Origin of the sequence: Silvimonas iriomotensis (assembly GCF_014645535.1) — a bacterium.
GTDB lineage: Bacteria > Pseudomonadota > Gammaproteobacteria > Burkholderiales > Chitinibacteraceae > Silvimonas > Silvimonas iriomotensis.
In genome coordinates this window covers 1-24,335 of the sequence record NZ_BMLX01000005.1, presented here as the reverse complement: position 1 = coordinate 24,335, position 24,335 = coordinate 1, and the positions used below count along the sequence as shown (strand labels likewise).

Genomic DNA, 24,335 nt, shown 5'->3' with positions numbered 1-24,335 from the left:
TTCCTTTGTTTATTGCTGGTGGGCAGACAACGCACATACGTTGCACTGCACAAAATCATGCTGCCAGATACGGCAACCGGTAACCGGGCGTGAACCCGGTTACCGGCTATGCGGTGAACAGACCGCGAATTACGACTCTTCGTGCCAGGCTACGCCATCACGCGAAAGCAGGGCGGACGCAGCGGCCGGGCCCCAGCTACCTGCGTTGTACGGCTTGGGCGCTTCGGAACTGTTTTCCCAGGAATCCAGAATCGGCTCAACCCAACGCCATGCGGCACGTTGTTCATCACGACGCACGAACAGCGACAGATCGCCGCGGATCACGTCCATGAGCAGACGCTCGTAGGCTTCCGGCGAACGGGTCTTGAAGGTTTCCTTGAAGTCCAGATCCAGGTGAACCGGACGCAGACGCACCTGGTTGCCCGGCTCTTTGGCCAGCAGGTACAGGCGGACGGATTCATCCGGTTGCAGACGGATCACCAGACGGTTCGGGGTATGGGTACGGCCGAAGATGGCGGTCGGGGTTTCGCGGAAGTTGATGACGATTTCCGCCAGACGATCTTGCAGACGCTTGCCGGTACGCAGGAAGAATGGCACGCCAGCCCAACGCCAGGTCTGGATTTCAGCCTTCAGGGCCACAAAGGTTTCGCAGTTGGAACCTGCCGGTACGCCCGGCTCTTCCTGGTAGCCCGGCACCGGCTTGCCATTGATGGCGCCAGCGCGGTACTGACCGCGAACGACCTTGGTGTGTACATCTTCCGGCGACAGCGGCTTGAGCGCGCGCAGTACCTTCAGTTTTTCATCACGAACGGCATCGCCATCCATGGAGGCCGGCGGTTCCATGGCCACGATGGTCAGCAATTGCACCAGGTGGTTCTGGATCATGTCGCGCAGGGCGCCGGTCTTGTCATAGAAGTCGGCGCGGGTTTCTACGCCCACTTGTTCGGTCACGGTGATCTGGACGTCACGGATCCACTCACGGCGCCACAGCGGTTCAAGCAGCGTGTTGGCAAAGCGCAGTGCGATCAGGTTCAGCACCGGCTCTTTGCCCAGATAGTGGTCAATACGGTAAATCTGTTGTTCGGTAAAGAAGCGGGCGACGGCGTCGTTGATCTCGTTGGACGATTCCAGATCGTGGCCCAGCGGCTTTTCCAGCACCACGCGGGAGTTGCCCTTGTTCAGGTCAACCTTGGCCAGGTTCTCGGAAATACCGGCGAAGAGGTCAGGCGCGGTAGACAGATAGAACACGCGCGAACGACCCTGTTCCTGGTTCAGCGTATCGGCCAGCAGTTTGTAGTCGTCGGCATTGTTGGCATCCACGCGCAGGAAGTGGATGCGGCTGGCGAATTCGTCCCAGACCTTGGCTTCGTAATCGCTACCCAGGTAACCCTTGGCCAGGCCATGTGCCTTGTCGAGGTAAGCGGCGGTATCTGCGGCGCTGCGGCCCAGACAGATAATGCGGCCATTCTTGGGCAGATTGCCGTCACGGTGCTGGTGGTACAGGGCCGGCAGCAGCTTGCGCATTACCAGATCGCCGGTGCCGCCGAACAGCACCATGTCGAAAGCATCATTAGGGGTCATATCGGGCGTTCCTTTCCTTTTATGCGGAAGGCATGAAGGCCTCCCGTTGCTGTAAACAGACAAAGCTGTTTTCTGAAACAGAATCCTTGGTGTGCGCCTGGCACGGCGAAACAGACACGGCAGCCATGCTCAGTTGATGTCGGCAAACCGTTGCACCAAAGCTGATTCATGCTGCCGTTAATTGCGACTTTCCGGGGCGCGTTCTGTTCATCTATGCTGAAAATTACCAACGCGGCCATAGGAAATGCTTTGTAATCTTACTACACGCCCAAAGGGCCACGCAAACGGTATCTCAAGACCCGCCAGGAAGTCCTGAAATCCCGTCATGTCAAGGGGGTAAGGGCGCGGCTGAACTAGCTTATGCTGCGGTGCAGCAGCACCAATTTGTGTCATATTGGCGGTTGCCGCTGAAGGGTGATTGTAGTAAAACTACGCCTCGGCAACTATTTCAGTCCCGGCCTGGATTGCAACTTGATCCTGGTCCATGGCGTTCCCCATTTCCGGAGTCCTGCAATGCCAGCTGTCAGTTCAGTGCACCCTCGGCTCGCCGAAGTAACACGGCGTATTGTTGAACGTAGCCGCGAGTCCCGCGAGCGTTATCTGGCCCGTCTGGAAGCTGCCGCCAGCAAAGAACCTCTCCGCAAGGGTCTGGCCTGTACCAACCTGGCACACGCCTGGGCCGCCTCTCCGGAAAAAGACAAGATCATGCTGCGCGAAATGCGCCGCCCCAACGTGGCCATTGTGTCGTCTTATAACGACATGTTGTCCGCCCATCAGCCGCTCGAAACCTATCCCGCCCTCATCAAGAAAGCCGCGCTCGAAGCTGGTGCGACCGCACAGTTTGCGGGCGGTACGCCGGCCATGTGTGATGGCGTGACGCAGGGCCAGCCCGGCATGGAGTTGTCGCTGTTCAGCCGCGACGTGATTGCCATGTCGACCGCAGTAGCGCTGTCGCACAACGTCTTTGATGCCGTCACTTTGCTGGGTGTTTGTGACAAGATTGTGCCAGGCCTGTTGATCGGGGTGCTGCAATTTGGTCATCTGCCCGCCGTGTTTGTGCCGGCCGGCCCCATGACATCCGGGATTGCCAACAGCGAAAAGGCCAAAGTCCGCCAGTTGTTTGCCGAAGGCAAGTGTGACCGTACGGCGCTTTTGAGCTCTGAAGAACAGTCTTATCACGGCGCGGGCACCTGCACGTTCTACGGTACTGCCAACTCTAACCAGATGTTGATGGAAATCATGGGTCTGCATCTGCCTGGCGCCGCGTTTGTGCACCCCAACACTCCGCTGCGTGATGCGCTGACCGCCGCCGCCGGCCGCCGTGCTGCGCAAATTACCAACGTGGGTGATGAATACATTCCGGTCGGCCGCATGATTGACGAGAAAGTCATCGTCAACGGTATCGTCGGCCTGCTGGCCACGGGTGGTTCGACCAACCACACCATGCACCTGACCGCTGCGGCCCGGGCCGCCGGCATCATCATCGACTGGAGTGATTTTGATGATCTCTCCGCCGTGGTGCCGCTGATTGCCAAGATCTACCCCAACGGTACGTCGGACGTGAACCAGTTCCACGCTGCAGGCGGCATGCCGTTCCTGACTCGTGAACTGATCAAGGGCGGTTTCCTGCACGAAGACGTCCACACCATTATGGGCTTTGGTTTGAGCCGTTACGCCAAAGAGCCGTTCCTGATTGATGGTGAACTGGTCTGGCGCGATGCCGAGATCGAGTCGGGCGATGAAACCGTACTGCGCCGTATTGAAAAACCGTTCAGCGTGGATGGTGGCCTGCGTTTGCTCGATGGCAATCTGGGCCGTTCGGTGATCAAGATTTCTGCCGTCAAGCCGGAACATCGGCTGGTTGAGGCGCCAGCCATGGTGTTTCATGACCAGGATGAAGTGCTGGAAGCGTTCCAGCGCGGCGAAATGGAAAAAGACGTCATCATCGTGCTGCGCTTCCAGGGCCCGCGCGCGATCGGCATGCCGGAACTGCACAAGCTGACCCCGGTGCTGGGTGTATTGCAAGACCGTGGGTTCAAGGTGGCATTGGTGACCGATGGCCGTATGTCTGGCGCGTCGGGCAAGGTGCCGTCCGCCATCCACATCACGCCGGAAGCGCTGGCAGGTGGTCCGCTCTCCAAACTGCGTGATGGCGACATCATTCGTCTGGATGCAGAGGCCGGCGTATTGCAGGCCAAGGTTGATTCGCAAGTCTGGGCCGCGCGTGAGCGTGCCGAGGCTGATCTCTCCGCCCACCAGCATGGTATGGGGCGTGAACTGTTTGCTTCTTTCCGTCAGGCTGCCACCGGCGCGGAAGAGGGTGCCCTCTCACTGGGGCTGGCTCACTAAAAGTCACCAGGTCAGGGTAGTCGGGGGCGCAACCGCCGGGCTTCATCCCGTCGTGCCGGTTTTTCGGGAATGGCAGCTGCGCATTAAGGTGCTTAAACAAGCAACACTTATAAGAAAGTCAGGATCATGCAAATTCGTGAAATCATGCGTTCCTGCCCGGTGATGCCGGTGCTGATTATCGAAAAGACCGAACACGCTGTGCCGCTGGCCAAAGCGCTGGTCGCAGGTGGTATCCGGGTGCTGGAGGTGACACTGCGCACCGAAGCCGCACTCGAATCCATCCGCCTGATCGCCGAGGCAGTGCCCGACGCGATCGTGGGTGTCGGTACCGTTGTTCGTCCGGAGCAATTTGCCCAGGCCAAGAGCGCTGGCGCCAAATTCGCCGTGACCCCGGGTCTGACCGAAACGCTGGCCGCCGCTGCCCGCGCTGCAGATATTCCGCTGCTGCCAGGCGTGATGACCCCGTCAGAAGCCATCGCCGCGCTGGAAATGGGCTTTGACGCGCTCAAGCTGTTCCCGGCCGAGCAAGCAGGCTCTTACGGCATGCTCAAGGCGCTGGGCAGCCCGCTGCCGCAAGCCCTGTTCTGTCCTACTGGCGGCGTGACGCCGGAAAGCGCACCCAAGCTGCTGGCCCTGCCTAATGTGGGCTGCGTGGGCGGCTCCTGGCTGGCCCCGAAAGACAAAGTGGCCGCTGGCGACTGGGATGCGATCACCGCGCTGGCACGCGAAGCCGCTGCGTTTCGCAAGTAAGCCATTCAGGGCAATGAGCGGCACCGTGCCGGGTCCTTGATCCGGCGTTGTGCCGTCTGCGTGTAACTGTCATACACTTGCGACTATATTGAGCCGGTAATTGTGGCTGTCTATGCAACCTGCGGTTGTATTTACGGTCATGGCCTATACATATGACGCAAGAATTCCTGGCAGGGCAGGTTGGGCAAACCGGTTCGGACTGGTGCCCAACCTGTTTGTTTTATTAACAAATCAAATAGTTGGTGGAATATATGACTATCAAAGTAGGTATCAACGGCTTTGGCCGTATCGGGCGCATCGCTTTCCGTGCAGCACAGGAACGTTCCGACATCGAGATCGTGGCAATCAACGATCTGCTGGATGCCGAGTACATGGCTTACATGCTGAAGTACGATTCCACCCACGGCCGCTTCAATGGCACCGTGGAAGTCAAGGATGGCCACCTGGTCGTCAATGGCAAAACCATCCGCGTGACCGCCGAAAAAGATCCGGCAAACCTGAAGTGGAATGAAGTCGGTGTTGAAGTCGTTGCTGAAGCAACCGGCCTGTTCCTGACCGACGAAACCGCTCGCAAGCACATCCAGGCTGGTGCCAAAAAGGTCGTGATGACCGGCCCGTCCAAAGATGACACCCCGATGTTCGTGATGGGCGTGAACCACAAGTCCTACGCGGGTCAAGAGATCGTTTCCAACGCATCTTGCACCACCAACTGTCTGGCTCCGCTGGCCAAGGTGATCAACGACAACTTCGGTATCGTTGAAGCCCTGATGACCACCGTGCACGCCACGACGGCAACCCAGAAGACTGTGGATGGCCCGTCCCACAAAGACTGGCGCGGCGGCCGCGGTGCTTCGCAGAACATCATCCCGTCGTCCACCGGCGCTGCCAAGGCCGTGGGCAAGGTGATTCCGGAACTGAATGGCAAGATCACCGGTATGTCGTTCCGCGTTCCGACGCCGAACGTGTCCGTGGTTGACCTGACTGCACGTCTGGCCAAGCCGGCAACCTACAAGGAAATCTGCGCCGTCATGAAGGCTGCCGCTATTGGCGAACTGAAGGGCGTTGTGGGCTACACCGAAGACGACGTGGTCTCCACCGACTTCAACGGCGAAACCTGCACCTCCGTGTTCGATGCCAAGGCAGGTATTTCGCTGAACGACAACTTCGTGAAGCTGGTAGCCTGGTACGACAACGAAACCGGCTACTCCCACAAAGTGCTGGACCTGATTGCCCATATCTCCGCCAAGTAATCTGGCAGCGTTATGGCATGATCAAAAAGGCGACCGGAAGGTCGCCTTTTTGTTTTTGTATCCGTCGCACAGCGGGCGGGTGGATATATATATAAAGCACCTCTCCCTCGCCATGATCCCGGGGCGGCATCGCCCCTGGCCCACCTTGCCAGCGCGCGCTCTGGCAGCGGTTTCTGCCTCTCCCTTAGCCTTTCCTTGATTGCACCTACGGTATCTCAGCCGGATACGCCTCCGTCTTGAGGCAGTCCCTGGAGTACGGCCTGTCGCCGGTATGTATCGGTGTCTGCCCGGCTTTGGTGGGGGTGCTTGTGGCATGACAACAACATGGTTTTAATGGTCTGAAAAGGTGCTGTAAGCATTGAAGGGGGCTCAAGTGGTCTGCATGGACGCCGCTTCCGAATGTCATAAATCTATAGATAATTCTTTTCTTATCAATGCTTTGTTTGTCTTTCGTCAAGGAATGCAAAAGGGGTGGTATTGGGCCTGACTGGTATGCATGCCTGGCGTGCCAGCTCAATTGTTGTACTTATAAGACAATTCCTAGAATGCGGGCGGATACGGTTTGCGTCGCATAAATAAATTCACTTATGCTTTCCCCGAAGCAAGGTTCACGTCATCGTTCGTGCCGGTGCCTCGCTGTTACTCAAGCTGGTGAAAAACCAACTTCCAAACTAGGAGACCTATAAATGTTTAAGCGTGCTCTGATTGCTGCTGCGGTTACTGCTGCTGTTGCTGCCCCGGTGGCATTTGCGGATGTAACCATCAGCGGTTACGCCGAAATGGATTTGATCGCTCGTACCAACAACGCAACGACCGGCGGCAATGGCGATACCGCTCGCTACGGTGTTGAAAGCGATCTGATGATTTCGTTTGATGGCAAGGACAAGTGGGACAACGGTCTGTCCACCATCTGGCGCGTGTCGCAAAAGCCGGGCGGCGGTATCTACTCCCTGGGTCAACAAAAGTGGGGCGGTCGTGAAGCCTTCATCGGTGTTGCGGGTGACAGCTGGTCCGTCAAGGGCGGCCGCGTGTTCATGGACCAATACCTGCGTCACGACTGGCCGTACCTGACCGACGGTTCGGGTAACGTTGGTGAAGACTACGGTATCAGCGGTCAAGCCTTCTGGGACAACGCAGTTCAAGGCAGCATCACTTTCGGCCCGGCTACCCTGGTCGCTTCCTATGCTCTGCCGAGCGGCTACTCCAGCGGCAACCACAGCCAAAGCTATGAAGTTGGCGGCGGCGTTGACTTCGGTACCGGCGGTCACTTCGACCTGTCCTACCTGGCCATCCGCGGTGACGACGGCGTGAAGACCACTGATCCGACCACTGGCGCAATCACCTACCCGGGTCAATCCAAGAACCCGGACGGTACTGACTCCGTTCTGTTCACTGGTATCCGTTACCCGTTCGGTCCGCTGACTCTGTCTTTTGACTACACCCGTCAAAAGTTTGATGGCGCGACTTCCGGTGCTGTTGATGTTCACACCGATCTGTACCACGGCCTGATCAAGTACCAATTCAACGATCGCCTGGGTCTGCATGTTGGTGACACCGAAATCAAAGACAGCAACGACAACAAGGCTAACCAGTTCAACGTTGCGCTGCACTATCAACTGTCCAAGCAAACTGAAACCTACGCTCGTATCCGCTACCTGAAGCTGAACGACGAAGGCAAGGTTCCGGCTGGTCTGACCTGGCAAAACCTGGGCATGGCTTCCAGCAAGGACAACGCTACCGAATTCCTGATCGGTACCTGGACTGGCTTCTAATCTGGATATTTCCCGATTCAAAGCTTGAAAAAGGGCGACGCAAGTCGCCCTTTTTTTATTTGCTTTTGTTGTACTTTAATCAGTGGTCCCAAATTGCATTTTTGAGAATGTCTTTTTAATGTACTGATTTTGTTTGGTTATTTTTTAATTTTCAAACCGGCAACGACGAGTTGTCCGGTTTTTTTTCGCATTGTTCCTGCAAAACGGCAGCCCTTAATCTGCGGGCCAATCAGCAAGCCAACAACGTGCTGCAACAAAAAGCGCCTGGCTGATTTGCGTCCCTTTTTACAGCCGATTTACAGGAGAAAACAATGTTCTATCGTGCTCTGATTGCTGCTGCGGTAACTGCCGCATTTGCTGCCCCGGCCATGGCTGACGTTACGATCAGCGGCTCCGCAGAAATGGATCTGTTCTATCGTACCCATCAGGATTCTGCTGCTAGCGCCCGCAACGCAGATACGATGCTCAAGGATGGCGGGAGTGGCGCTTTTGGTAACGAAATCGACCTGATCCTGAACTTTGACGGCGTCGATAAACTCGACAGCGGTAACAAGCTGATCTGGCGTGTGTCGCAAAAAGTAGCTACGCCGGACACCGCTGAGTGGGGCTCCCGCGAAGCCTATATCGGCATCGTTGGCGACTGGGGTACGTTCCGTGCTGGTCGCGTGTTTGCACCGTCGTATCTGGCGCTTGACCAGTTCCAGTGGGGCGCAGGCAATCTGTGGGAAGACTACGGTGCCAACGCCGTGTGGTTCAAGGAAGCTGTCGCTTACGCAACGCCTGATTTCAACGGCTTTGGTGCTCAGGTTGCGTATGACCTAGGGAAGAAAAACCCGTCTGGCCAGACCTGGGCTGTTGATGCGATTGCCACCTACAAGGGCTATGGCCTGGATGTCGCAGGTGGCTATCAGCAGCAAAAGGGTCTTGACGCTGTGAATCAGGACGACGCATTTACGCCGAGTGCTACCAGCACCGATAACAAGCAAGAGTTCTACTTTGCCCAGGCTAACTGGGACATGGGCAATGGTGTCACCCTCCGCGGCGGCTACAAGCACAATAAATGGCAATTTGCGGAAAAGGTTGAAAACGACCAGTTCTTGCTGGCTGGTGCATACGCGTTCAACAAAAAGAGCTCGTTGGGGCTGGGCTGGCAGAACATCGTCAACAGCAAGGTCAATGGCAACAAGGACAATGATCACAATGCCAACCAGTTCTTTGGCCAGTACACCTATAGCCTGTCCAAAAACACCAACGCCTTCGTGCAAGCTCGCTACATGAAGTTCAAGGATGCCGATGTTCGTCCGTACAATGCTGAGACTTGGCAACTGGACGGCGTAGCCAGCAGCGGCACCGACAATGGTGCTCGTGTTCTGGTCGGTACCTGGACCGGTTTCTAATCCAGTCTGACTTGCTTGGTGCAGATAAAAAGGGCGACTTAGGTCGCCCTTTTTTTGTTCTGGATATTTGATATATCAAATTTTCCAGGCACGATAGCACTCGCTGGTAAAACCGGTATCAATCCGTCGTTTTTTCGGGATGATGAAATTCGCCAAACGGGGTTGAGCTTTCTGCCAGGAAGGGTTGCGCAAACTGTTTCATTTGCGCATCGCAAAATGGGTGAAAAGCCAGTATTCGCGCGGTTTTAAGCGAAAAACTAAGGTGATTGCCCTACATATCTGCCCTGGTCAGGAGTTCACCTGATTTCGGTCAAACCATCCCCCCAATAAATTCCTCTACGCGGGTTGCCATGGGGCTGCCCGTAGCCTAGGAGACCGAAGAAAATGAAAACTTTGCGTATGACGCTCTGCGCAGCGGCTCTGTCCGTTGCTTGCGCTGCCAATGCGGCTGAGGTGGAAGTGCTGCACTGGTGGACATCCGGCGGTGAAGCAAAGGCCGCTGGCGAGCTGAAGAAGATGCTCGAAGCCAAGGGCGACAAGTGGAAGGATTTTGCAGTTGCTGGTGGTGCAGGTGACAACGCCATGACCGCGCTGAAGACGCGCGTGGTGTCGGGTAACCCGCCGGCAGCAGCTCAAGTGAAGGGCCCGGCTATTCAAGAGTGGGGCGATCAAGGCGTTCTGGCCAACATCGATGATGTTGCCAACAAGAACGGCTGGAACAAGATTCTGCCGCCGGTTGTGCAAAACGTGATGAAGTATCAAGGTCACTACGTTGCTGCTCCGGTTAACGTTCACCGCGTGAACTGGCTGTGGATCAACCCGGATCTGCTGAAGAAGGCCAATGCCAAGGTTCCGACAACATGGGACGAATTCTTCAAGACTGCTGATGCCCTGCAAAAAGCTGGCATTCAGCCGGTAGCTTACGGTGGTCAACCGTGGCAAGACGCTACCGTGTTTGAAGATGTGGTTCTGGGTGTTGGTGGCGCACCGTTCTTCAAGAAGGCCTTCGTGGATCTGGATCAAACCACGCTGAAGAGCCCGACCATGGTCAAGGCTCTGGAAACCTACAAGAAGATCAAGCCGTACACCGACAAGAACGCCGCTGGCCGCGACTGGAACCTGGCTACTGCCATGGTTATCAATGGCAAGGCTGGTATGCAGTTCATGGGTGACTGGGCCAAGGGTGAATTCCTGGCTGCTGGCAAGGTTCCGGGCAAAGACTTCGTTTGCGCTCCGACTCCGGGCACTGCCAAGTCCTACACCTTCAACATCGACAGCTTCATTTTCTTCAAGCTGAAGAACGCCGATGCAGTGAAGGGTCAGAACGATCTGGCCGAAACCATCGTTTCGCCGGAATTCCAGCAAGTGTTCAACCTGAACAAGGGTTCCATCCCGGTTCGTCTGGGCGCCGACATGTCCAAGTTTGACGATTGCGGCAAGCAATCGGCCAAGGACTTCGAAGCCGACAACAAGGCTGGCACGCTGGTTCCGTCCTTCGCTCACGGTATGGCCATGCACTCGGCTACCCAAGGCGCCATGTATGACGTTATTTCCCAATTCTGGAACGACGACAACATGACCGCTCAGCAAGCCGCTGCCAAGCTGGCTGCTGCTGCCAAGGTTAACTAAGTTGCAATACCGGTTCGCAAGAGCCGGTTTGCCTGGTTAATCAGCATATTCGGTAGTACCTGGTTGTATCTGTTGTAACCCTTCCTCTCCGGCCCCGGAGGGGAGGGGGCTTCACCTGTTTTACCCCCCTGTTCATCGGAGATTTGTCATGATTCAGTCGACCCGGCCAGCTCAGTATGGCTTTGCGGAACGCTGGCTTCCGCGGCTTGTGCTTGCCCCGTCGTTCTTGCTTTCGCTGATATTCATTTATGGTTTCGTCGCCTGGAATGGTTATCTGTCGTTTACCGCTTCGCGTTTGCTGCCTAACTACACCTGGGTGGGTTTTGACCAGTACGCGCGCCTCCTTGACAGCGGCAATGATCGTTGGTGGGTTGCGGTCGAGAACCTGTTCAAATTCGGCTTTCTGTTTATTGGTGTGAGCATGGTTGTCGGCGTCTTGCTGGCCATTTTGCTTGACCAGAAAATTCGTGCCGAAGGTGCCTTGCGAACCATTTATCTGTACCCGATGGCGCTGTCGTTCATCGTGACCGGTACGGCCTGGAAGTGGATGTTGAATCCGGGGCTGGGTCTGGAAAAGATGGTGCACGACTGGGGCTGGACCAGCTTCCAGTTTGACTGGCTGGTTAATCCTGATATGTCGATTTATACCGTGGTGATCGCTGGTATCTGGCAGTCATCCGGTTTCGTAATGGCGTTGTTCCTGGCTGGTTTGCGCGGTATTGATGATTCGATCATCAAGGCAGCCCAGATTGATGGCGCCACCCTGCCACGCATCTACTGGAAGATCATTCTGCCGGCCATGCGCCCGGTGTTCTTCTCCACGCTGATGATTCTGGCGCACATCGCCATCAAGAGCTTTGACCTTGTGGTTGCACTGACTGGCGGTGGCCCTGGCTTCTCGTCCGACCTGCCGGCAACCTACATGTATGCCATGGCGTTTACCCGTGGCGAAATGGGCCTGGGTTCTGCCAGCGCCATGATGATGCTGTTGACCGTGTCTGCAGTGATTGTGCCTTACCTGTATTCCGAACTGCGCAGAGGTCGCAATGCCTAAGAATAACCTGTCCCGCTTTATTGTTTACGCGGTTCTGATTTACTTTGCGGTCTACTATCTCTTGCCGTTGTACGTCATGTTGACGACATCGGTGAAGAGCATGGATGAGATCCGTGCCGGTAACCTGCTGTCGTTCCCGATGCATATCACGTTTGCTGCTTGGTCCAAGGCCTGGAGCAGTGCGTGTACTGGCGTGGAATGTACTGGTCTGGCGCCGTTTTTCTGGAACTCCGTACGCCTGGTGGTTCCGGCCGTGCTGATTTCCACGTCGATGGGTGCGATCAACGGTTACATCCTGTCCAAGTGGCGCTTTCCGGGTTCGGAACTGGTGTTCGCGATGCTGATGTATGGTCTGTACATTCCGTTCCAGGTGCTGCTGCTGCCGATGGCCATGACTGAAGGCTGGATGGGCATTGCGTCCTCCACCACCGGTCTGGTGTTCGTGCACGTGGTCTGCGGTATCGCTTCCACCACGCTGTTCTTCCGCAACTTCTACGTGGGCATTCCGGATGAATTGATCAATGCTGCCCGTCTGGATGGCGCCGGTTTCTGGCGCATCTTCTGGCGCATCGTGCTGCCGATGTCGATTCCTATCCTGATGGTCACGCTGATCTGGCAATTTACCCAGATCTGGAACGACTTCCTGTTCGGTCTGGTGTTCTCTGCCGGTGGTTCGCAACCGATTACCGTCGGTCTGAACAACCTGGCCAACACCTCCACGACCGTCAAGGAATACAACGTTGATATGGCTGCCGCGATTATCGCCGCGCTGCCGACCATCTTCGTGTACGTGGCTGCAGGTAAATATTTTGTGCGCGGTCTGTCCGCCGGCGCGGTCAAGGGCTAAGTCCCGGGCCAAAGAAACATACACCGGTATTGCTACCTGCACGATGCGGGGCCGGGCTTGAACGAAACAAGCCGGCCACCGCGCAGTAGCCCGGTACCCGAACTCAGAAATGGAGAAAAAGATGGGCGCACTTGCCATCAAGAACGTAACCAAAAGCTTTGGCGACACGCATATCCTGAAAGGCATCGATATCGAGATCGATGACGGCCAGTTCCTGATCCTGGTTGGCCCGTCCGGTTGCGGCAAGTCCACGCTGATGAACATCATCGCTGGTCTGGAAAGCCCGACTACCGGTGAAGTGAACATTGGCGGCCGCGTTGTGAACAACGTGGCACCGAAAGACCGTGACATCGCCATGGTGTTCCAGAGCTACGCCCTGTACCCGACCATGAACGTGCGTCAGAACATTGCGTTCGGTCTGGAAACCCGCGGCGTTGCCAAGAAAGAACAAGAGGAAGTGATCAATCGCGTGGCCAAGATGCTGCAGATGGATCACCTGCTTGATCGCAAGCCGGGTCAACTGTCCGGCGGTCAGCGTCAACGTGTGGCCATGGGCCGTGCGCTGGCTCGTGACCCGATCCTGTTCCTGTTTGACGAGCCGCTGTCCAACCTGGACGCCAAGCTGCGCGTAGAAATGCGGACTGAAATCAAGCAACTGCATCATCGCCTGAAGACCACCATCGTTTACGTGACCCACGACCAGATCGAGGCCATGACGCTGGGCGACCGTATTGCGGTCATGAAGGACGGCATCATTCAGCAGTTCGGCAGCCCGCAAGACATCTACGAGCGTCCGTCCAACATGTTTGTGGCCAGCTTCATTGGCTCGCCGTCGATGAACTTCCTGGAATGCCATCTGGCTGAACAAAACGGCCAGGTCGGTGTGAGCCTGACCAGCGAAAGCGATGCACGTTTCATCCCGCTGAAGGATGGCGCCCGCTTCGCCAATCGCGTGGGTCAGGAAGTCATCATGGGTATCCGTCCGGAACAACTGGACGTGGCCCACGGCGACGAAACCGCACTGGGCTGCAAGGTCATGCTGACCGAGCCGACTGGTCCGGACACCATGATCTTCACCCGTATCAATGGCAAGGACGTGACTGCTCGCGTACACCCGCGCGATGCCAAGGGCCCGGGCGAAGTCATGCGCCTGGCACTGGACATGAGCAAGGTCGTGTTCTTCGATCCGAAGACCCAACTGCGCATCGACTGATTTGCCGTTGCGCAGCAAGGCGGCCGGTTGATCCGGCCGCGACGGTTCAAGCTTCTTCCGCAGGAGCAGCGACTTGGCCCCACTGTATGGTGGGGCTTTTCTTTTGTGGAGCGGGAAAGAGAGCGGGGCGGGCTTTAGCCCGTCAGGGTGCGGCGTTCAACCAGCGCCTGTGCCAGTGTGCTGGGGTCGGCGTGTTCCAGTTCGCCGCCTACAGGCAGGCCGCGGGCAATGCGGCTGACGGTCAGGCCACGGGCGCGCAGCATTTCGGCCAGATAATGCGCCGTGGCTTCGCCTTCTACCGTGAAATTGGTCGAGAGGATGACTTCTTTGACGATGCCATCGCTGGCGCGCTCCAGGAGGCGGCTGAAGGCAATGTCCTTGGGGCCGATGCCATCAAGCGGGCTCAAGCGGCCCATCAGCACAAAATAAAGGCCGTGATAGGCCAGCGTGTGCTCCACCATCAGTAGATCAGTGGGCATTTCCACGACGCACAGTTGTTCATGCGTGCGGTTCTCATCGGCGCAAATCTCGCAAATGTCCGACTCGGTAAACGTATTGCACAACTGGCAGTGCTTGAGTGTTGCCAGCGCGGTCATGATGGCGTGCGCCAGTTCACCCGCCCCGGCCTGATCGCGTTGCAGCAGGTGATAGGCCATGCGGCTGGCCGATTTGGGGCCAACGCCGGGCAAAACGCGCAAAGAATCGATCAAATGCTGGAGAGAAGAGGGAGTGCTCATGACGTCAGATCAGGCTGGCCAGAATGAAAAAAGGGGTGAACCTCACGCCGCCTCAGGCCGCGCGCCGGCTCACCCCGTTTTGTCCGCTTAGAACGGCATCTTGAAGCCCGGCGGCAGGTTCAGGCCAGCGGTAAAGCCGGACATCTTTTCCTGCGTGGTGGTTTCCACCTTGCGCACGGCGTCGTTCAGCGCGGCGGCGATCAGGTCTTCCAGCATTTCCTTGTCGTCTTGCAACAGCGAGTCATCAATGCTGACGCGCTTGACGGCGTGATGGCAGGTCATGACGACCTTGACCATACCGGCGCCGGCCTGGCCTTCAACTTCGACCTGACCCAGCGCTTCTTGCGCCTTTTGCATGTTTTCCTGCATTTGCTGGGCTTGCTTCATCAAGCCGCCCAGGCCACCTTTGTTGAACATTGTTCTGCTCCTTGTTGACTACAACGCCGGCCAGAGTGCGCCAGCATCAATACAAATCCGTAATACGCCGATTGTGCATCAACCCACCGGGTGAATCGAACCCGGCATGACGATGGCACCGAATTCCTGCACCATGCTTTGCACAAACGGATCATTCTGGATGGCCTGTTCGGCTTCATCCTGCCGTTTCTCACGGGCCCGCTGCATGATGGCGGCGGGCGTGTGTTCGACGGTCGCTTCAATCAATTCCGCCGTGACCTGCACAGGCTGGCCAAAGTGCTTGCCCAGCAGTTCACGCAGCTTGTCCTGGAAATCGCGGGTGGCTACGGCGCGGTTGCTGTCAGACACGCGCAGTTTGAAATGGGCGTTGTCCCAGGATACCAGCTCCGCTTGCGCCGCCAGCATGCCGGCTGCGCCCATGCGCAGATCAACGACCAGACCATGCCAGTCGCCGTTAAAGGTGGCCAGGCTTACCGCAGTGCCATCGAACGTACCCGCGCTGGTCGCCGGTGCTTGTGGCGGCATGGCTTCGGGCACGAAGGCGGCCGGTGGCGCAGGATCAAAATCGGGCTCGAAAACCGGTTCCAGATACTCGGCAGGCTCCGGCATGTCATTGCTGACGTCCTGAGCTTGCACAGTCGGCGCCACGGTTGCTTGTTCAACGACAGCGGCGGCCTCCCACGGGGCCGGTTCTGCCGCGACGGCAGGTGCCGGTGCAGGGATCGGGGCTGGTACTGGCGCAGCAATCGGTGCGGGGGCCGGAGCGGGGACAGGCGCCGCCACTGGCGCGGGTGCGACCGGTGCCACTGCCGCTACCGCAGCAGCGGGCGCAGCCATAGTCACCGGTGCCGGGCGGGCTGCTGACGCGCTGTTCAGAACCGGCAGATTGTCCGCCGCGGTGACTGGCGCAAAGGCCAGCATGCGCATCAGCGTCATCGAAAAGCCGGCGTATTCATCCGGCGCCAGCGCCAGATCACGGCGGCCATGAATGGCAATCTGGTAGTACAACTGGGTTTCTTCTGCCGGCAGCGCTTGCGCCATGGCCAGGATATCCGCACGCAGCGGCAGATCATCCGCCAAAGCGCCCGGAACCACCTGGGCGAGGGCGATCTGATGCAGCACATGCGCCAGTTCATGCAAGGCGGATTCGTACGACAAACCACGCGCCGAGATTGAATCGGCTGCGGCCATCATGGCCGCACCATCATGCGCGAGCAGCGCGCGCAAAATCTCGAACAGATAGCCTTGATCGACAGCGCCCAGCATGGCGCGCACGCCTTCTTCGCGCACTTCGCCAGAGCCATAGGCAATGGCCTGATCCAGCAAGCTCAGCGCATCGCGCATCGAGCCGTTGGCAGCGTGGCCCAGCAAACCCAGCGACGCCGGTTCAAAACTGATTTGTTCCGCCTGCAGCACATTGTTCAGGTGGCCGGCCACTTGCTGTGGCGTCATCTGGCGCAAAGAGAACTGCAGACAGCGGCTCAACACCGTGATCGGCACTTTCTGCGGATCGGTGGTGGCCAGAATGAATTTGACGTGGCCCGGTGGCTCTTCCAGCGTTTTGAGCATGGCGTTGAAGGCACTTTTGGACAGCATGTGCACTTCATCGATGATATAGACCTTGAAGCGGCCGCTGGTGGGGGCGTACTGGGCGTTATCGAGTACTTCGCGGATGTTGTCGATACCGGTATTGGACGCAGCATCGATCTCCAGCAAATCAACAAAACGGCCCGCGTCGATTTGCGTACAGGCGCTACAGACACCGCACGGCTCTGCCGTCACGCCGGTTTCGCAATTGAGCGATTTGGCCATGATCCGGGCGATCGTGGTCTTGCCCACGCCGCGGGTGCCGGTGAGCAGCCAGGCATGGTGCAGGCGGCCCGTGGCAAAGGCATTGGACAGCGCCTTGATGACGTGTTCCTGGCCTACCAGCTGGGCAAATGTGCGAGGGCGCCACTTACGGGCGAGTACTTGATAAGTCATGGCGCGATTCTATCAGAACAGGGCCGCTGCAACGATCAAGGCGTATCCATCTGGCCAGGTGATGCAGCCGGATGGATACGCCTTGGGTGTCGGCACAGCGTGGCGCTTATTCGGTATGGAAGTAGCGTTGCGTGTCGGTCAGAAAGTGCGGGCCTTCATTGCCCCGGATCAGTGTGCCGATCCCTTCGCTGGTCAGCAGTTCCAGCAGCAGCGCATTGGGCACGCGACCATCAATGATATGGGCCGACTTGACGCCCGTACGCACGGCATCCAGCGCAGAGCCGATCTTGGGCAGCATGCCGCCGGAGATCGTGCCATCGGCAATCAGTGCATCGACATCCGCCAGCGTGACACCGGCAATGAGTTTGCCGTTGCGATCAAGCACGCCCGAGGTATTGGTCATCAGGATCAGTTTTTCGGCATTGAGCGCGCGCGCCAGCGTGCCGGCCACCAGATCCGCGTTGATGTTATACGCCTGGCCATCTGCACCCACACCGATCGGCATGATCACCGGTACAAAATTGCGGGTTTGCAACAGGCTGATGAGTTCGGTATCGATTTTCTCGATTTCACCAACTGCGCCAATATCGACCGGCCCGCTGTCGCCCGGTTCTGGCGGCAGCAACATCTTGCGGGCCTGGATAAAGTAACCATCCTGACCATTCAGGCCAACGGCCTTGCCGCCACTGCGATTGATCAGGCCGACGATCTCCTGGTTGAGCTTGCCGGTGGCCATTTCCACCGCTTCCAGCGTTTGCGCATCGGTGACGCGCATGCCGCGGCGGAACTCGCTCTTCACGCCCATTTTTTCCAGCAAGCCGCTGATCTGCGGGCCGCCGCCGTGCACAATCACCGGCTTCATGCCTACCAGTTGCAGCAAGGCAATGTCGCGGGCGAAACCGGCTTTGAGCGCGTCATCAGTCATGGCGTTGCCGCCATACTTGATCACGAAAATCTTGTTATGAAAGCTCTGGATATAGGGCAGGGCTTCCGCAAGGATATTGGCCTTGTCGCCGGCACCAAGGAGGGCGCTGATCATGTGCATGCTCCTCAGGCGGTGGGGCTGGTGGCAAACAGCTGATGCACTTCCTGCGGCGTGGCACAGGTGCGCAGCTTGTTGCGGAATTCCTGATCGCTGAAAAGTTGCGCAATGGCGGCCAGGATTTCCAGATGCGCCTGGGTCGCACGTTCGGGCACGATCAGGGCCAGGATGTTGGAGACCGGTTTGCCATCGGGCGCATCAAACGGCAGGGCCAGTTCGGTACGCACAAAGACGGCAATGGCTTCATTCAGGCCTTTCAGGCGCGCGTGCGGCAACGCCATGCCCAGACCTAACGCCGTTGAACCCAGTTTTTCCCTGTCCTGCAGGCTTTTGACGACCAGATCGACAGACAGATTGTGCGTTTGCTGCAAACGTCGGCCAATCTCTTCAAACAGTCTGGCTTTGCTGGATACATTCAGATCCAGCACGATGTCTTCGGGTTGCAATAGCTGCGAAATATCCATGGAGGGTATACCGGTTCCTGTACGCAAAAAACATGAAATGGCTGAACCGTTTTAGCCCACCCCGGCTTGTGGCAACAGGGCAGCTTGGCGGCCTGGTCGGATTATACGAAAAACCCTGACGCGCATTGGCGTTTTTGCACGATTTTTATAGCGTTTTTACATACGCTCACAGAATCGCCGGTTGCTTGTTTCCGGCAAGGTATTCCAGCCTGGCCAGCCTGCGGGGCACGACAAAACCCACATGGCGTCCGGTCGGATGGATAATGGGGACGCACCGAACGTTTTGAACCCTTTTTTGTTGATTGGATTGATAAGCGGTTATGTCGCAAGACGAATGGAATGACCCTGCGGACCCCATGCCCGCCCCGCCGTACGAGCCCGCACTGGAAGAATGCTGCGGCAATGGTTGCGAGCCCTGTATTTTTGATATCTACAACGAAGCGCTGCATACCTATCGGCGTGAGCTGAAAGCCTGGCAGGAGCGCCATCCTGGCGCGCAAGTGCCGTCACACTGAAAAGTGCCGGCGCGGCAAGCGGCAGATTTGACAGCGGCAAACGCTGGCAAGGCCATGGTCGCGCGGGCACAATCGGCCAGTCTGCTGTTTTCTGCCAGGAATACGCCCCGCCATGTTGCTCTCTCGCTTCAAGTCTGCCCGCTCGCTGGGCGCCCTGTGTCTGACCTTTGCCATGGGCACGGCCGCAGCGGCCAGTGCATTGCCTGCACCTGTCGCCGCCGCCATGAATACAGCGCATCTGCCGGCCTCGGCCCTGTCGCTGGCGGTGGTGCCGCTGGAGCAGGGCGCGGGCGATTACTGGAATGCCGATGTGCCGGCCAACCCGGCCTCGACCATGAAGCTGATCACCACCTTTGCTGCGCTCGATATGCTGGGCCCGGCATTTGCCTGGACCACAGATTTATATAGCGATGGCACGGTGAGTGACGGCGTGCTGCGTGGCAACCTTTATATCAAGGGCTCGGGCGATCCCAAGCTGACCATGGAGCGTCTGTGGATGCTGCTGCGGGATGTCCGCGCCGCCGGCATCAAGCGCATCAACGGCGATATCGTGCTTGACCGCAGTTTTCTGAATATCCCCGCCAGAACCAGTTTTGCCGATGACGGCAATGATCCGGCCCGCGCCTATCTGGTGGGCCCGGATAGTTTGCTGGTCAACTTTCATGCCTTTCGCTTTCATGTGGTGAACGACGCGGCCGGCGCGCGCGTGAATGTGGACCCGCCGCTCCCGGAACTCGCCGTGGAGAGCGCCATCAAGACCGCGCCGACGGCGCCTTGTGCCAGCGGCAACCTGGCGTTTGTTGCGACGGGCGCCGGCAGCGCCGTGCGGGTCAAGGTCAGCGGCGCGCTGCCGGCTGATTGCGCGGTCGATAAATACCAGTCTTATCTGGATGCGGTGACCTACACCGGCAGCCTGGCGCGTTATCTGTGGCAGCAAACCGGGGGCGAAATCAGCGGCGGCATCCGTACGGGCGAGGTCCCGACGCAGGCCGTGCGCCTGGCGCAGTCGCAATCGGCCGATCTGGCCAGCAATATTCGCGACATCAATAAATACAGCAACAATCTCATGGCGCGGCAGTTGTTCCTGACGCTGGGGGCGCGTTATCGCCAGCCGGGTGAGGATGATATCCAGTCCGCCGCCCGCACCATCCAGAACTGGATTGCCCGGCGCGGCGGCAACTGGAGTGAACTGGTGCTGGAGAACGGCTCCGGCCTCTCGCGGGAAGAACAGATCTCCGCCCGCCACATGGCGCAGTTGCTGCAATGGGCGAGCCAGAGCCCGTATGCGCCGGAGTTCATCTCCTCGCTACCTATTGCTGCGGTCGATGGCACCATGAAGAAGCGTTTGAAAGACAGCGGGGTAGCCGGCGAGGCACATATCAAGACGGGCACGCTGAAAAACGTGCGCGCTGCGGCGGGGTTTGTCCGGGCTGATGACGGCCGCATGCTGGTGGTCGTGGCCATCCTTAACCACCCGCAAGCCGAGCGCGGTTTGCCGGTACTTGACGCTGTCCTGGCATGGGCACAGTCGGCCGGCGCAACGGCACTCGCGGGAAACGCCGTAACACGCTAAAATAGCTGGCTTTTTCCCGCCCGTGTTCTCGTGGGCTTACCAAAGGCGCGTCATGGACAAAATCCTGATTCTCGATTTCGGCTCCCAAGTCACCCAGCTGATCGCCCGCCGTGTGCGTGAAGCGCACGTTTACAGCGAACTGCATTCGTTCGACGTGTCGATCGACTTTATCCGCGACTTCAAGCCCACCGGCATTATCCTGTCGGGCGGCCCTAACTCGGTATACGAAAGCGACTATCAGGCTGATCCGGCCCTGTTTGAACTGGGCGTGCCGGTGCTGGGCATTTGCTACGGCATGCAATGGATGGCGCAAAGCCTGGGCGGCAAGGTCGATGGCGGTCATGTGCGTGAATTCGGTTACGCCGAAATCCGCGCCCGCAATCACAGCAAGCTGTTCCATGATCTGCAGGATCGCGCCAACGACCAGGGCCACGGCCTGCTGGACGTATGGATGAGCCACGGCGACAAGGTGACCGCGCTGCCGGAAGGCTTCAGCGTCATCGCAGAAAACCCGTCTTGCCCGATCGCCGCCATGGCCGACGAAAAGCGCGGCTTCTACGGCGTGCAGTTCCACCCGGAAGTGACCCATACCATCAAGGGTCGCGACATGATCAACCGCTTCGTGCTGGAAATCTGTAACGCCAAGCCGTCCTGGACCATGCCCAACTACGTGGACCAGGCTGTCGAGAAGATTCGCGAACAGGTTGGCGACGAAGAAGTCATCCTGGGGCTGTCGGGGGGCGTGGATTCGTCCGTCGCCGCTGCGCTGATCCACCGCGCCATCGGTGATCGCCTGACTTGCGTATTTGTGGATAACGGTCTGCTGCGCCTGAACGAAGGCGAGCAGGTCATGAACATCTTCAACAAGCATCTGGGCGTGAAGGTCATTCACGTGGATGCCACCGACCAGTTCATGGGCCACCTGGCTGGCGTGAGCGATCCGGAAGCCAAGCGCAAGATCATTGGTCGTGAATTCGTCGAAGTCTTCCAGGCTGAAGCCGCCAGACTGCCCAAAGCCAAATGGCTGGCCCAGGGCACCATTTACCCGGACGTCATCGAATCCGCCGGTGCCAAGACCAAGAAAGCGCACACCATCAAGAGCCACCACAACGTGGGCGGCCTGCCGGAAACGTTGAACCTCAAGCTGCTGGAACCGCTGCGCGAACTCTTCAAGGACGAAGTCCGCGAACTGGGCGTGGCGCTGGGCCTGCCGCATGAGATGGTCTACCGCCACCCGTTCCCGGGCCCGGGTCTGGGCGTACGCGTACTGGGCGAAGTCAAACGCGACTTCTGCGACCTGCTGCGCCGTGCCGATGCCATCTTCATCGATGAACTGCGTGCCGCTGACTGGTACGACAAGACCTCGCAAGCCTTCGCCGTATTCCTGCCGGTCAAGTCCGTCGGTGTGATGGGCGATGGCCGTACTTATGAATATGTCGTCGCCCTGCGCGCCGTACAGACCAGCGACTTCATGACCGCCAAGTGGGCCGAACTGCCGTACGACCTGCTGGGCAAAGTCTCCAACCGCATCATCAACGAAGTCCGTGGTATCAACCGCGTTGTTTATGATGTGTCGGGCAAGCCGCCGGCCACGATTGAGTGGGAATGATCTGGTAGCAGGTCTGCCTGTTATCAGTGTCAAAACAAAAAGCCCGTATAAAAACGGGCTTTTTGTTTTTCTGGCCCCCGTGCGCAGTGCCGTCGGTCGGGCTTCAATACTTAGTCATTGACCTAAGTATTGGTCAGGACCAGGATGATCAACATCAACCGTCCTGAAATCAAAGGTTCCTGCATGCTGCAATCCGCCGTCACTGATGATGTCTTTCTTGCTTTATCCAGTGCCACCCGGCGGCAGATTCTGCAACACCTTGCAACAGGCCCGGCCACGGTGAGTGAGCTGGCGGCGCCCTTCGATATGAAACTGCCCTCGTTTGTGCAGCATCTTTCAGTGCTGGAGCGCAGCCGTCTGGTGACCTCGACCAAGCAAGGGCGCGTGCGGACCTATGAAATTGCACCCGAGCCCTTGCAGGCCGCGGAAGACTGGCTGAGCGGGCAGCGGCGCGTGTGGGAATCCCGCTTCGACCGGTTTGATGATTACGTCAACCAACTCAAGGCAAAGGAGTCAGATTCATGAACAAGGTCTTCACGATCAATCCTGAAACAGATTTCGTGCTCGAACGGAATATCGACGCGCCGGTGCATCTCGTCTGGGAGGCATTAACGAAGCCGGAACATCTGAAGCAGTGGTACATGCCCAGGGATTGGGGCTCGGTTTCAGCGTGTGAGATGGATTTGCGGCCAGGTGGCGCATTCAGCATTGATATCACGACCGCAGACGGGCAGTCGTTTCCAAATCTGGGTTGTGTTGTCGAAGTCATCCCGCTGGAACGCCTTGTCTGGACCTCCATGCTGTTTCCCGGTTTTCGGCCCGCCGTCTTTGATGACATCCCGATCACCGCCATCATGACCTTGCAGCCCGCAGGTAAAGCAACGCGCTATGTATTCACCGCGCTGCACCGTAGCCCGTCTGATTTCCGGCAAAACAAGGAGTCGGGTTGGCAGGAGGGAACGGCCATCGCCATGGCCCAGTTTGTGGCGCATGTAGAATCGCTCAAATAGAACGTTCGTTCTACGTTCGTCGGGGGCTTTGTGCGATAGTGCGCCTGGCATGTTTTTCCGGAATGCGAAAAGACTAGTATCGAACTTCCAGATTGACGTGGATGGAGGTTCACATGGATCGCGGGCCAACTGATTTGTTTGCAGAGCAGCCCTCGCTTTTCGCGGGGCTGGGTGCGAGTCACTATATTCCGCCTCAGGCCAAGGGTTTGCCCGGCATCGTGCCGCGGCGGGGCGGTCTGGGCGGCATGCCCCTCGGCAATCTATTCTTTGCGATCTTCCCGAGTGCCGCCGCGATTGAACGCATTCATGAACTCGCGGTACATGAATGTCATGTCCATGCCCTCGCCGGATACTTCATCGGGCTGGAGCGGCTGCACATGTCGATCGCACCCTTGCTGACCTTTCCTGGTGAGGTCGCGCCGCGCTTATACATAGATGCGGGGATTTACCTTGGTAACCGGATTCAGATGAATCCCTTCATGATCACGCTGGACCACACGGCCAATTTTCAGGGGCGCAGTGGCCGGTCGCCTTATGTGATGACCGCAGGCGCAGGCAGGGAAGGGGCGATCAAGCTATCAACCTTGCTTGCCATGGAGCTGCGCCGGGTCGGCGTCAAATTCAGCGCCTCCTCAGTTAACCCGCACGTCACCATGCTGTATGACCGCAAGCGGCCGCCACCTTGTGGCGTTGATCCTGTCTCGTGGCTGGTCACCGACTTTGCACTGGTGCATAGCCACGTGGGCGAAAGCCGCTATGACATCCTGCAGCGCTGGACGCTGGGTGGCTGACCAAGCCCAAGGTGGCCTGAATGGCGCTTGCATATACATATAGATAAAGCCGGACGCAGTCCGGCTTTATCTATATGTGCTGTTGGCCGGTGATTTTTAAGGGCGCCAAAGGCCGGAATAAAGCTGGATAAGTAGTAAGAGCGGTGGCGAAAGCCGGGTGGTAAAACCAGGGAGAAAGCAAATTTCCTTACGGATCAGTCTCTTGTCGAGAAGACGGGAAATTTGTTGCAGGAAGGTGTTGACGGGTGTCGGGGAGGTCCGTATAGTTCGGTTTCTCCGCTGCAGACACAACAGCGAAACAGCGAAAACGAAGAGTCTAGCAGGTTTCGTAGTGGATGTGGCAAACGATCTT

Annotated in this window: 21 protein-coding genes; 15 read left to right on the top strand and 6 right to left on the bottom strand. The window is 57.9% G+C overall.

The features are described from left to right. Window positions 1–129 precede the first annotated feature (129 nt). On the bottom strand, window positions 130–1,581 hold the full coding sequence (gene zwf, locus IEX57_RS15985) for a glucose-6-phosphate dehydrogenase (protein ID WP_188705401.1): 1,452 nt from the start codon (window positions 1,579–1,581) through the stop codon (window positions 130–132). 513 nt (window positions 1,582–2,094) lie between these two features. On the opposite strand from zwf, the gene edd reads away from it, so the two are divergent. The 9 genes from edd (at window position 2,095) to IEX57_RS15940 (ending at window position 13,842) form a co-directional block, all read left to right on the top strand. Beyond that, a complete protein-coding gene (gene edd / locus IEX57_RS15980; protein ID WP_188705399.1) occupies window positions 2,095–3,930 on the top strand; it encodes a phosphogluconate dehydratase in 1,836 nt (611 codons plus the stop codon). 126 nt (window positions 3,931–4,056) lie between these two features. After that, on the top strand, window positions 4,057–4,680 hold the full coding sequence (locus IEX57_RS15975; RefSeq protein ID WP_184102194.1) for a bifunctional 4-hydroxy-2-oxoglutarate aldolase/2-dehydro-3-deoxy-phosphogluconate aldolase: 624 nt from the start codon (window positions 4,057–4,059) through the stop codon (window positions 4,678–4,680). A gap of 251 nt (window positions 4,681–4,931) precedes the next feature. Beyond that, entirely contained in the window at window positions 4,932–5,930 is a 999-nt protein-coding gene (gapA, locus tag IEX57_RS15970; protein ID WP_188705397.1) for a glyceraldehyde-3-phosphate dehydrogenase, read from the top strand. Window positions 5,931–6,616: 686 nt separating this feature from the next. Continuing rightward, window positions 6,617–7,702: a porin gene (locus IEX57_RS15965; RefSeq protein ID WP_188705395.1), complete on the top strand. Its 1,086-nt coding sequence runs from the start codon at window positions 6,617–6,619 to the stop codon at window positions 7,700–7,702. 311 nt (window positions 7,703–8,013) lie between these two features. Further along, window positions 8,014–9,099 carry a porin gene (locus tag IEX57_RS15960; protein WP_188705393.1) on the top strand — a complete coding sequence of 362 codons (1,086 nt, stop codon included), beginning with the start codon at window positions 8,014–8,016 and terminating at the stop codon, window positions 9,097–9,099. 384 nt (window positions 9,100–9,483) lie between these two features. Further along, complete coding sequence (locus tag IEX57_RS15955; RefSeq protein ID WP_188705391.1) at window positions 9,484–10,728, top strand: ABC transporter substrate-binding protein; 1,245 nt, start codon at window positions 9,484–9,486, stop codon at window positions 10,726–10,728. A 148-nt stretch (window positions 10,729–10,876) separates the two neighbouring features. Continuing rightward, window positions 10,877–11,782: a carbohydrate ABC transporter permease gene (locus IEX57_RS15950; RefSeq protein ID WP_188705389.1), complete on the top strand. Its 906-nt coding sequence runs from the start codon at window positions 10,877–10,879 to the stop codon at window positions 11,780–11,782. Then, window positions 11,775–12,629: a carbohydrate ABC transporter permease gene (locus IEX57_RS15945; protein ID WP_188705387.1), complete on the top strand. Its 855-nt coding sequence runs from the start codon at window positions 11,775–11,777 to the stop codon at window positions 12,627–12,629. Before IEX57_RS15950 ends, IEX57_RS15945 begins: the two co-directional genes overlap by 8 nt. Before the next feature lie 121 nt (window positions 12,630–12,750). Continuing rightward, window positions 12,751–13,842 (top strand): ABC transporter ATP-binding protein, encoded by a 1,092-nt coding sequence (locus tag IEX57_RS15940; RefSeq protein WP_188705385.1) that lies wholly within the window; start codon window positions 12,751–12,753, stop codon window positions 13,840–13,842. A gap of 134 nt (window positions 13,843–13,976) precedes the next feature. Here the strand turns inward: IEX57_RS15940 and recR are convergent, their stop codons facing one another. The 5 genes from recR to IEX57_RS15915 all read right to left on the bottom strand — a co-directional run bounded on the left by recR (window position 13,977) and on the right by IEX57_RS15915 (window position 18,485). After that, window positions 13,977–14,579: a recombination mediator RecR gene (gene recR / locus IEX57_RS15935; protein WP_188705383.1), complete on the bottom strand. Its 603-nt coding sequence runs from the start codon at window positions 14,577–14,579 to the stop codon at window positions 13,977–13,979. Window positions 14,580–14,666: 87 nt separating this feature from the next. Next, window positions 14,667–14,996 (bottom strand): YbaB/EbfC family nucleoid-associated protein, encoded by a 330-nt coding sequence (locus IEX57_RS15930; protein ID WP_188705380.1) that lies wholly within the window; start codon window positions 14,994–14,996, stop codon window positions 14,667–14,669. A 78-nt stretch (window positions 14,997–15,074) separates the two neighbouring features. Further along, a complete protein-coding gene (gene dnaX, locus IEX57_RS15925; RefSeq protein ID WP_188705378.1) occupies window positions 15,075–16,979 on the bottom strand; it encodes a DNA polymerase III subunit gamma/tau in 1,905 nt (634 codons plus the stop codon). A 106-nt stretch (window positions 16,980–17,085) separates the two neighbouring features. Then, entirely contained in the window at window positions 17,086–18,018 is a 933-nt protein-coding gene (gene argB / locus IEX57_RS15920) for an acetylglutamate kinase (RefSeq protein ID WP_188705376.1), read from the bottom strand. Window positions 18,019–18,029: 11 nt separating this feature from the next. Continuing rightward, window positions 18,030–18,485 (bottom strand): PTS sugar transporter subunit IIA, encoded by a 456-nt coding sequence (locus IEX57_RS15915; protein WP_188705374.1) that lies wholly within the window; start codon window positions 18,483–18,485, stop codon window positions 18,030–18,032. Between the two features lie 320 nt (window positions 18,486–18,805). Here IEX57_RS15915 and IEX57_RS15910 point away from each other — a divergent pair, with 320 nt between their 5' ends. From IEX57_RS15910 to IEX57_RS15885, 6 genes are all read left to right on the top strand, one after another. Then, the gene (locus IEX57_RS15910; protein ID WP_188705372.1) at window positions 18,806–19,000 is read left to right on the top strand and encodes an oxidoreductase-like domain-containing protein; all 195 of its coding nucleotides are present in this window, start codon (window positions 18,806–18,808) and stop codon (window positions 18,998–19,000) included. Window positions 19,001–19,112: 112 nt separating this feature from the next. Continuing rightward, on the top strand, window positions 19,113–20,573 hold the full coding sequence (gene dacB / locus IEX57_RS15905) for a D-alanyl-D-alanine carboxypeptidase/D-alanyl-D-alanine endopeptidase (RefSeq protein ID WP_188705370.1): 1,461 nt from the start codon (window positions 19,113–19,115) through the stop codon (window positions 20,571–20,573). Window positions 20,574–20,625: 52 nt separating this feature from the next. After that, a complete protein-coding gene (gene guaA / locus IEX57_RS15900; RefSeq protein ID WP_188705369.1) occupies window positions 20,626–22,182 on the top strand; it encodes a glutamine-hydrolyzing GMP synthase in 1,557 nt (518 codons plus the stop codon). A 144-nt stretch (window positions 22,183–22,326) separates the two neighbouring features. Then, the gene (locus IEX57_RS15895; protein ID WP_229709064.1) at window positions 22,327–22,707 is read left to right on the top strand and encodes an ArsR/SmtB family transcription factor; all 381 of its coding nucleotides are present in this window, start codon (window positions 22,327–22,329) and stop codon (window positions 22,705–22,707) included. Beyond that, window positions 22,704–23,192, top strand: coding sequence for an SRPBCC domain-containing protein (locus IEX57_RS15890; RefSeq protein ID WP_188705367.1), 489 nt, complete (start codon window positions 22,704–22,706; stop codon window positions 23,190–23,192). Before IEX57_RS15895 ends, IEX57_RS15890 begins: the two co-directional genes overlap by 4 nt. A gap of 113 nt (window positions 23,193–23,305) precedes the next feature. Next, complete coding sequence (locus tag IEX57_RS15885) at window positions 23,306–23,983, top strand: 2'-5' RNA ligase family protein (RefSeq protein WP_188705365.1); 678 nt, start codon at window positions 23,306–23,308, stop codon at window positions 23,981–23,983. Window positions 23,984–24,335 lie beyond the last annotated feature (352 nt).

Excerpts from the sequence above, each read along its gene's own strand:
- zwf (WP_188705401.1), bottom strand. The coding sequence starts at position 1,581 with ATGACCCCTAATGATGCTTTCGACATGGTGCTGTTCGGCGGCACCGGC.
- edd (WP_188705399.1), top strand. The coding sequence starts at position 2,095 with ATGCCAGCTGTCAGTTCAGTGCACCCTCGGCTCGCCGAAGTAACACGG.
- IEX57_RS15975 (WP_184102194.1), top strand. The coding sequence starts at position 4,057 with ATGCAAATTCGTGAAATCATGCGTTCCTGCCCGGTGATGCCGGTGCTG.
- gapA (WP_188705397.1), top strand. The coding sequence starts at position 4,932 with ATGACTATCAAAGTAGGTATCAACGGCTTTGGCCGTATCGGGCGCATC.
- IEX57_RS15965 (WP_188705395.1), top strand. The coding sequence starts at position 6,617 with ATGTTTAAGCGTGCTCTGATTGCTGCTGCGGTTACTGCTGCTGTTGCT.
- IEX57_RS15960 (WP_188705393.1), top strand. The coding sequence starts at position 8,014 with ATGTTCTATCGTGCTCTGATTGCTGCTGCGGTAACTGCCGCATTTGCT.
- IEX57_RS15955 (WP_188705391.1), top strand. The coding sequence starts at position 9,484 with ATGAAAACTTTGCGTATGACGCTCTGCGCAGCGGCTCTGTCCGTTGCT.
- IEX57_RS15950 (WP_188705389.1), top strand. The coding sequence starts at position 10,877 with ATGATTCAGTCGACCCGGCCAGCTCAGTATGGCTTTGCGGAACGCTGG.
- IEX57_RS15945 (WP_188705387.1), top strand. The coding sequence starts at position 11,775 with ATGCCTAAGAATAACCTGTCCCGCTTTATTGTTTACGCGGTTCTGATT.
- IEX57_RS15940 (WP_188705385.1), top strand. The coding sequence starts at position 12,751 with ATGGGCGCACTTGCCATCAAGAACGTAACCAAAAGCTTTGGCGACACG.
- recR (WP_188705383.1), bottom strand. The coding sequence starts at position 14,579 with ATGAGCACTCCCTCTTCTCTCCAGCATTTGATCGATTCTTTGCGCGTT.
- IEX57_RS15930 (WP_188705380.1), bottom strand. The coding sequence starts at position 14,996 with ATGTTCAACAAAGGTGGCCTGGGCGGCTTGATGAAGCAAGCCCAGCAA.
- dnaX (WP_188705378.1), bottom strand. The coding sequence starts at position 16,979 with ATGACTTATCAAGTACTCGCCCGTAAGTGGCGCCCTCGCACATTTGCC.
- argB (WP_188705376.1), bottom strand. The coding sequence starts at position 18,018 with ATGATCAGCGCCCTCCTTGGTGCCGGCGACAAGGCCAATATCCTTGCG.
- IEX57_RS15915 (WP_188705374.1), bottom strand. The coding sequence starts at position 18,485 with ATGGATATTTCGCAGCTATTGCAACCCGAAGACATCGTGCTGGATCTG.
- IEX57_RS15910 (WP_188705372.1), top strand. The coding sequence starts at position 18,806 with ATGTCGCAAGACGAATGGAATGACCCTGCGGACCCCATGCCCGCCCCG.
- dacB (WP_188705370.1), top strand. The coding sequence starts at position 19,113 with ATGTTGCTCTCTCGCTTCAAGTCTGCCCGCTCGCTGGGCGCCCTGTGT.
- guaA (WP_188705369.1), top strand. The coding sequence starts at position 20,626 with ATGGACAAAATCCTGATTCTCGATTTCGGCTCCCAAGTCACCCAGCTG.
- IEX57_RS15895 (WP_229709064.1), top strand. The coding sequence starts at position 22,327 with ATGATCAACATCAACCGTCCTGAAATCAAAGGTTCCTGCATGCTGCAA.
- IEX57_RS15890 (WP_188705367.1), top strand. The coding sequence starts at position 22,704 with ATGAACAAGGTCTTCACGATCAATCCTGAAACAGATTTCGTGCTCGAA.
- IEX57_RS15885 (WP_188705365.1), top strand. The coding sequence starts at position 23,306 with ATGGATCGCGGGCCAACTGATTTGTTTGCAGAGCAGCCCTCGCTTTTC.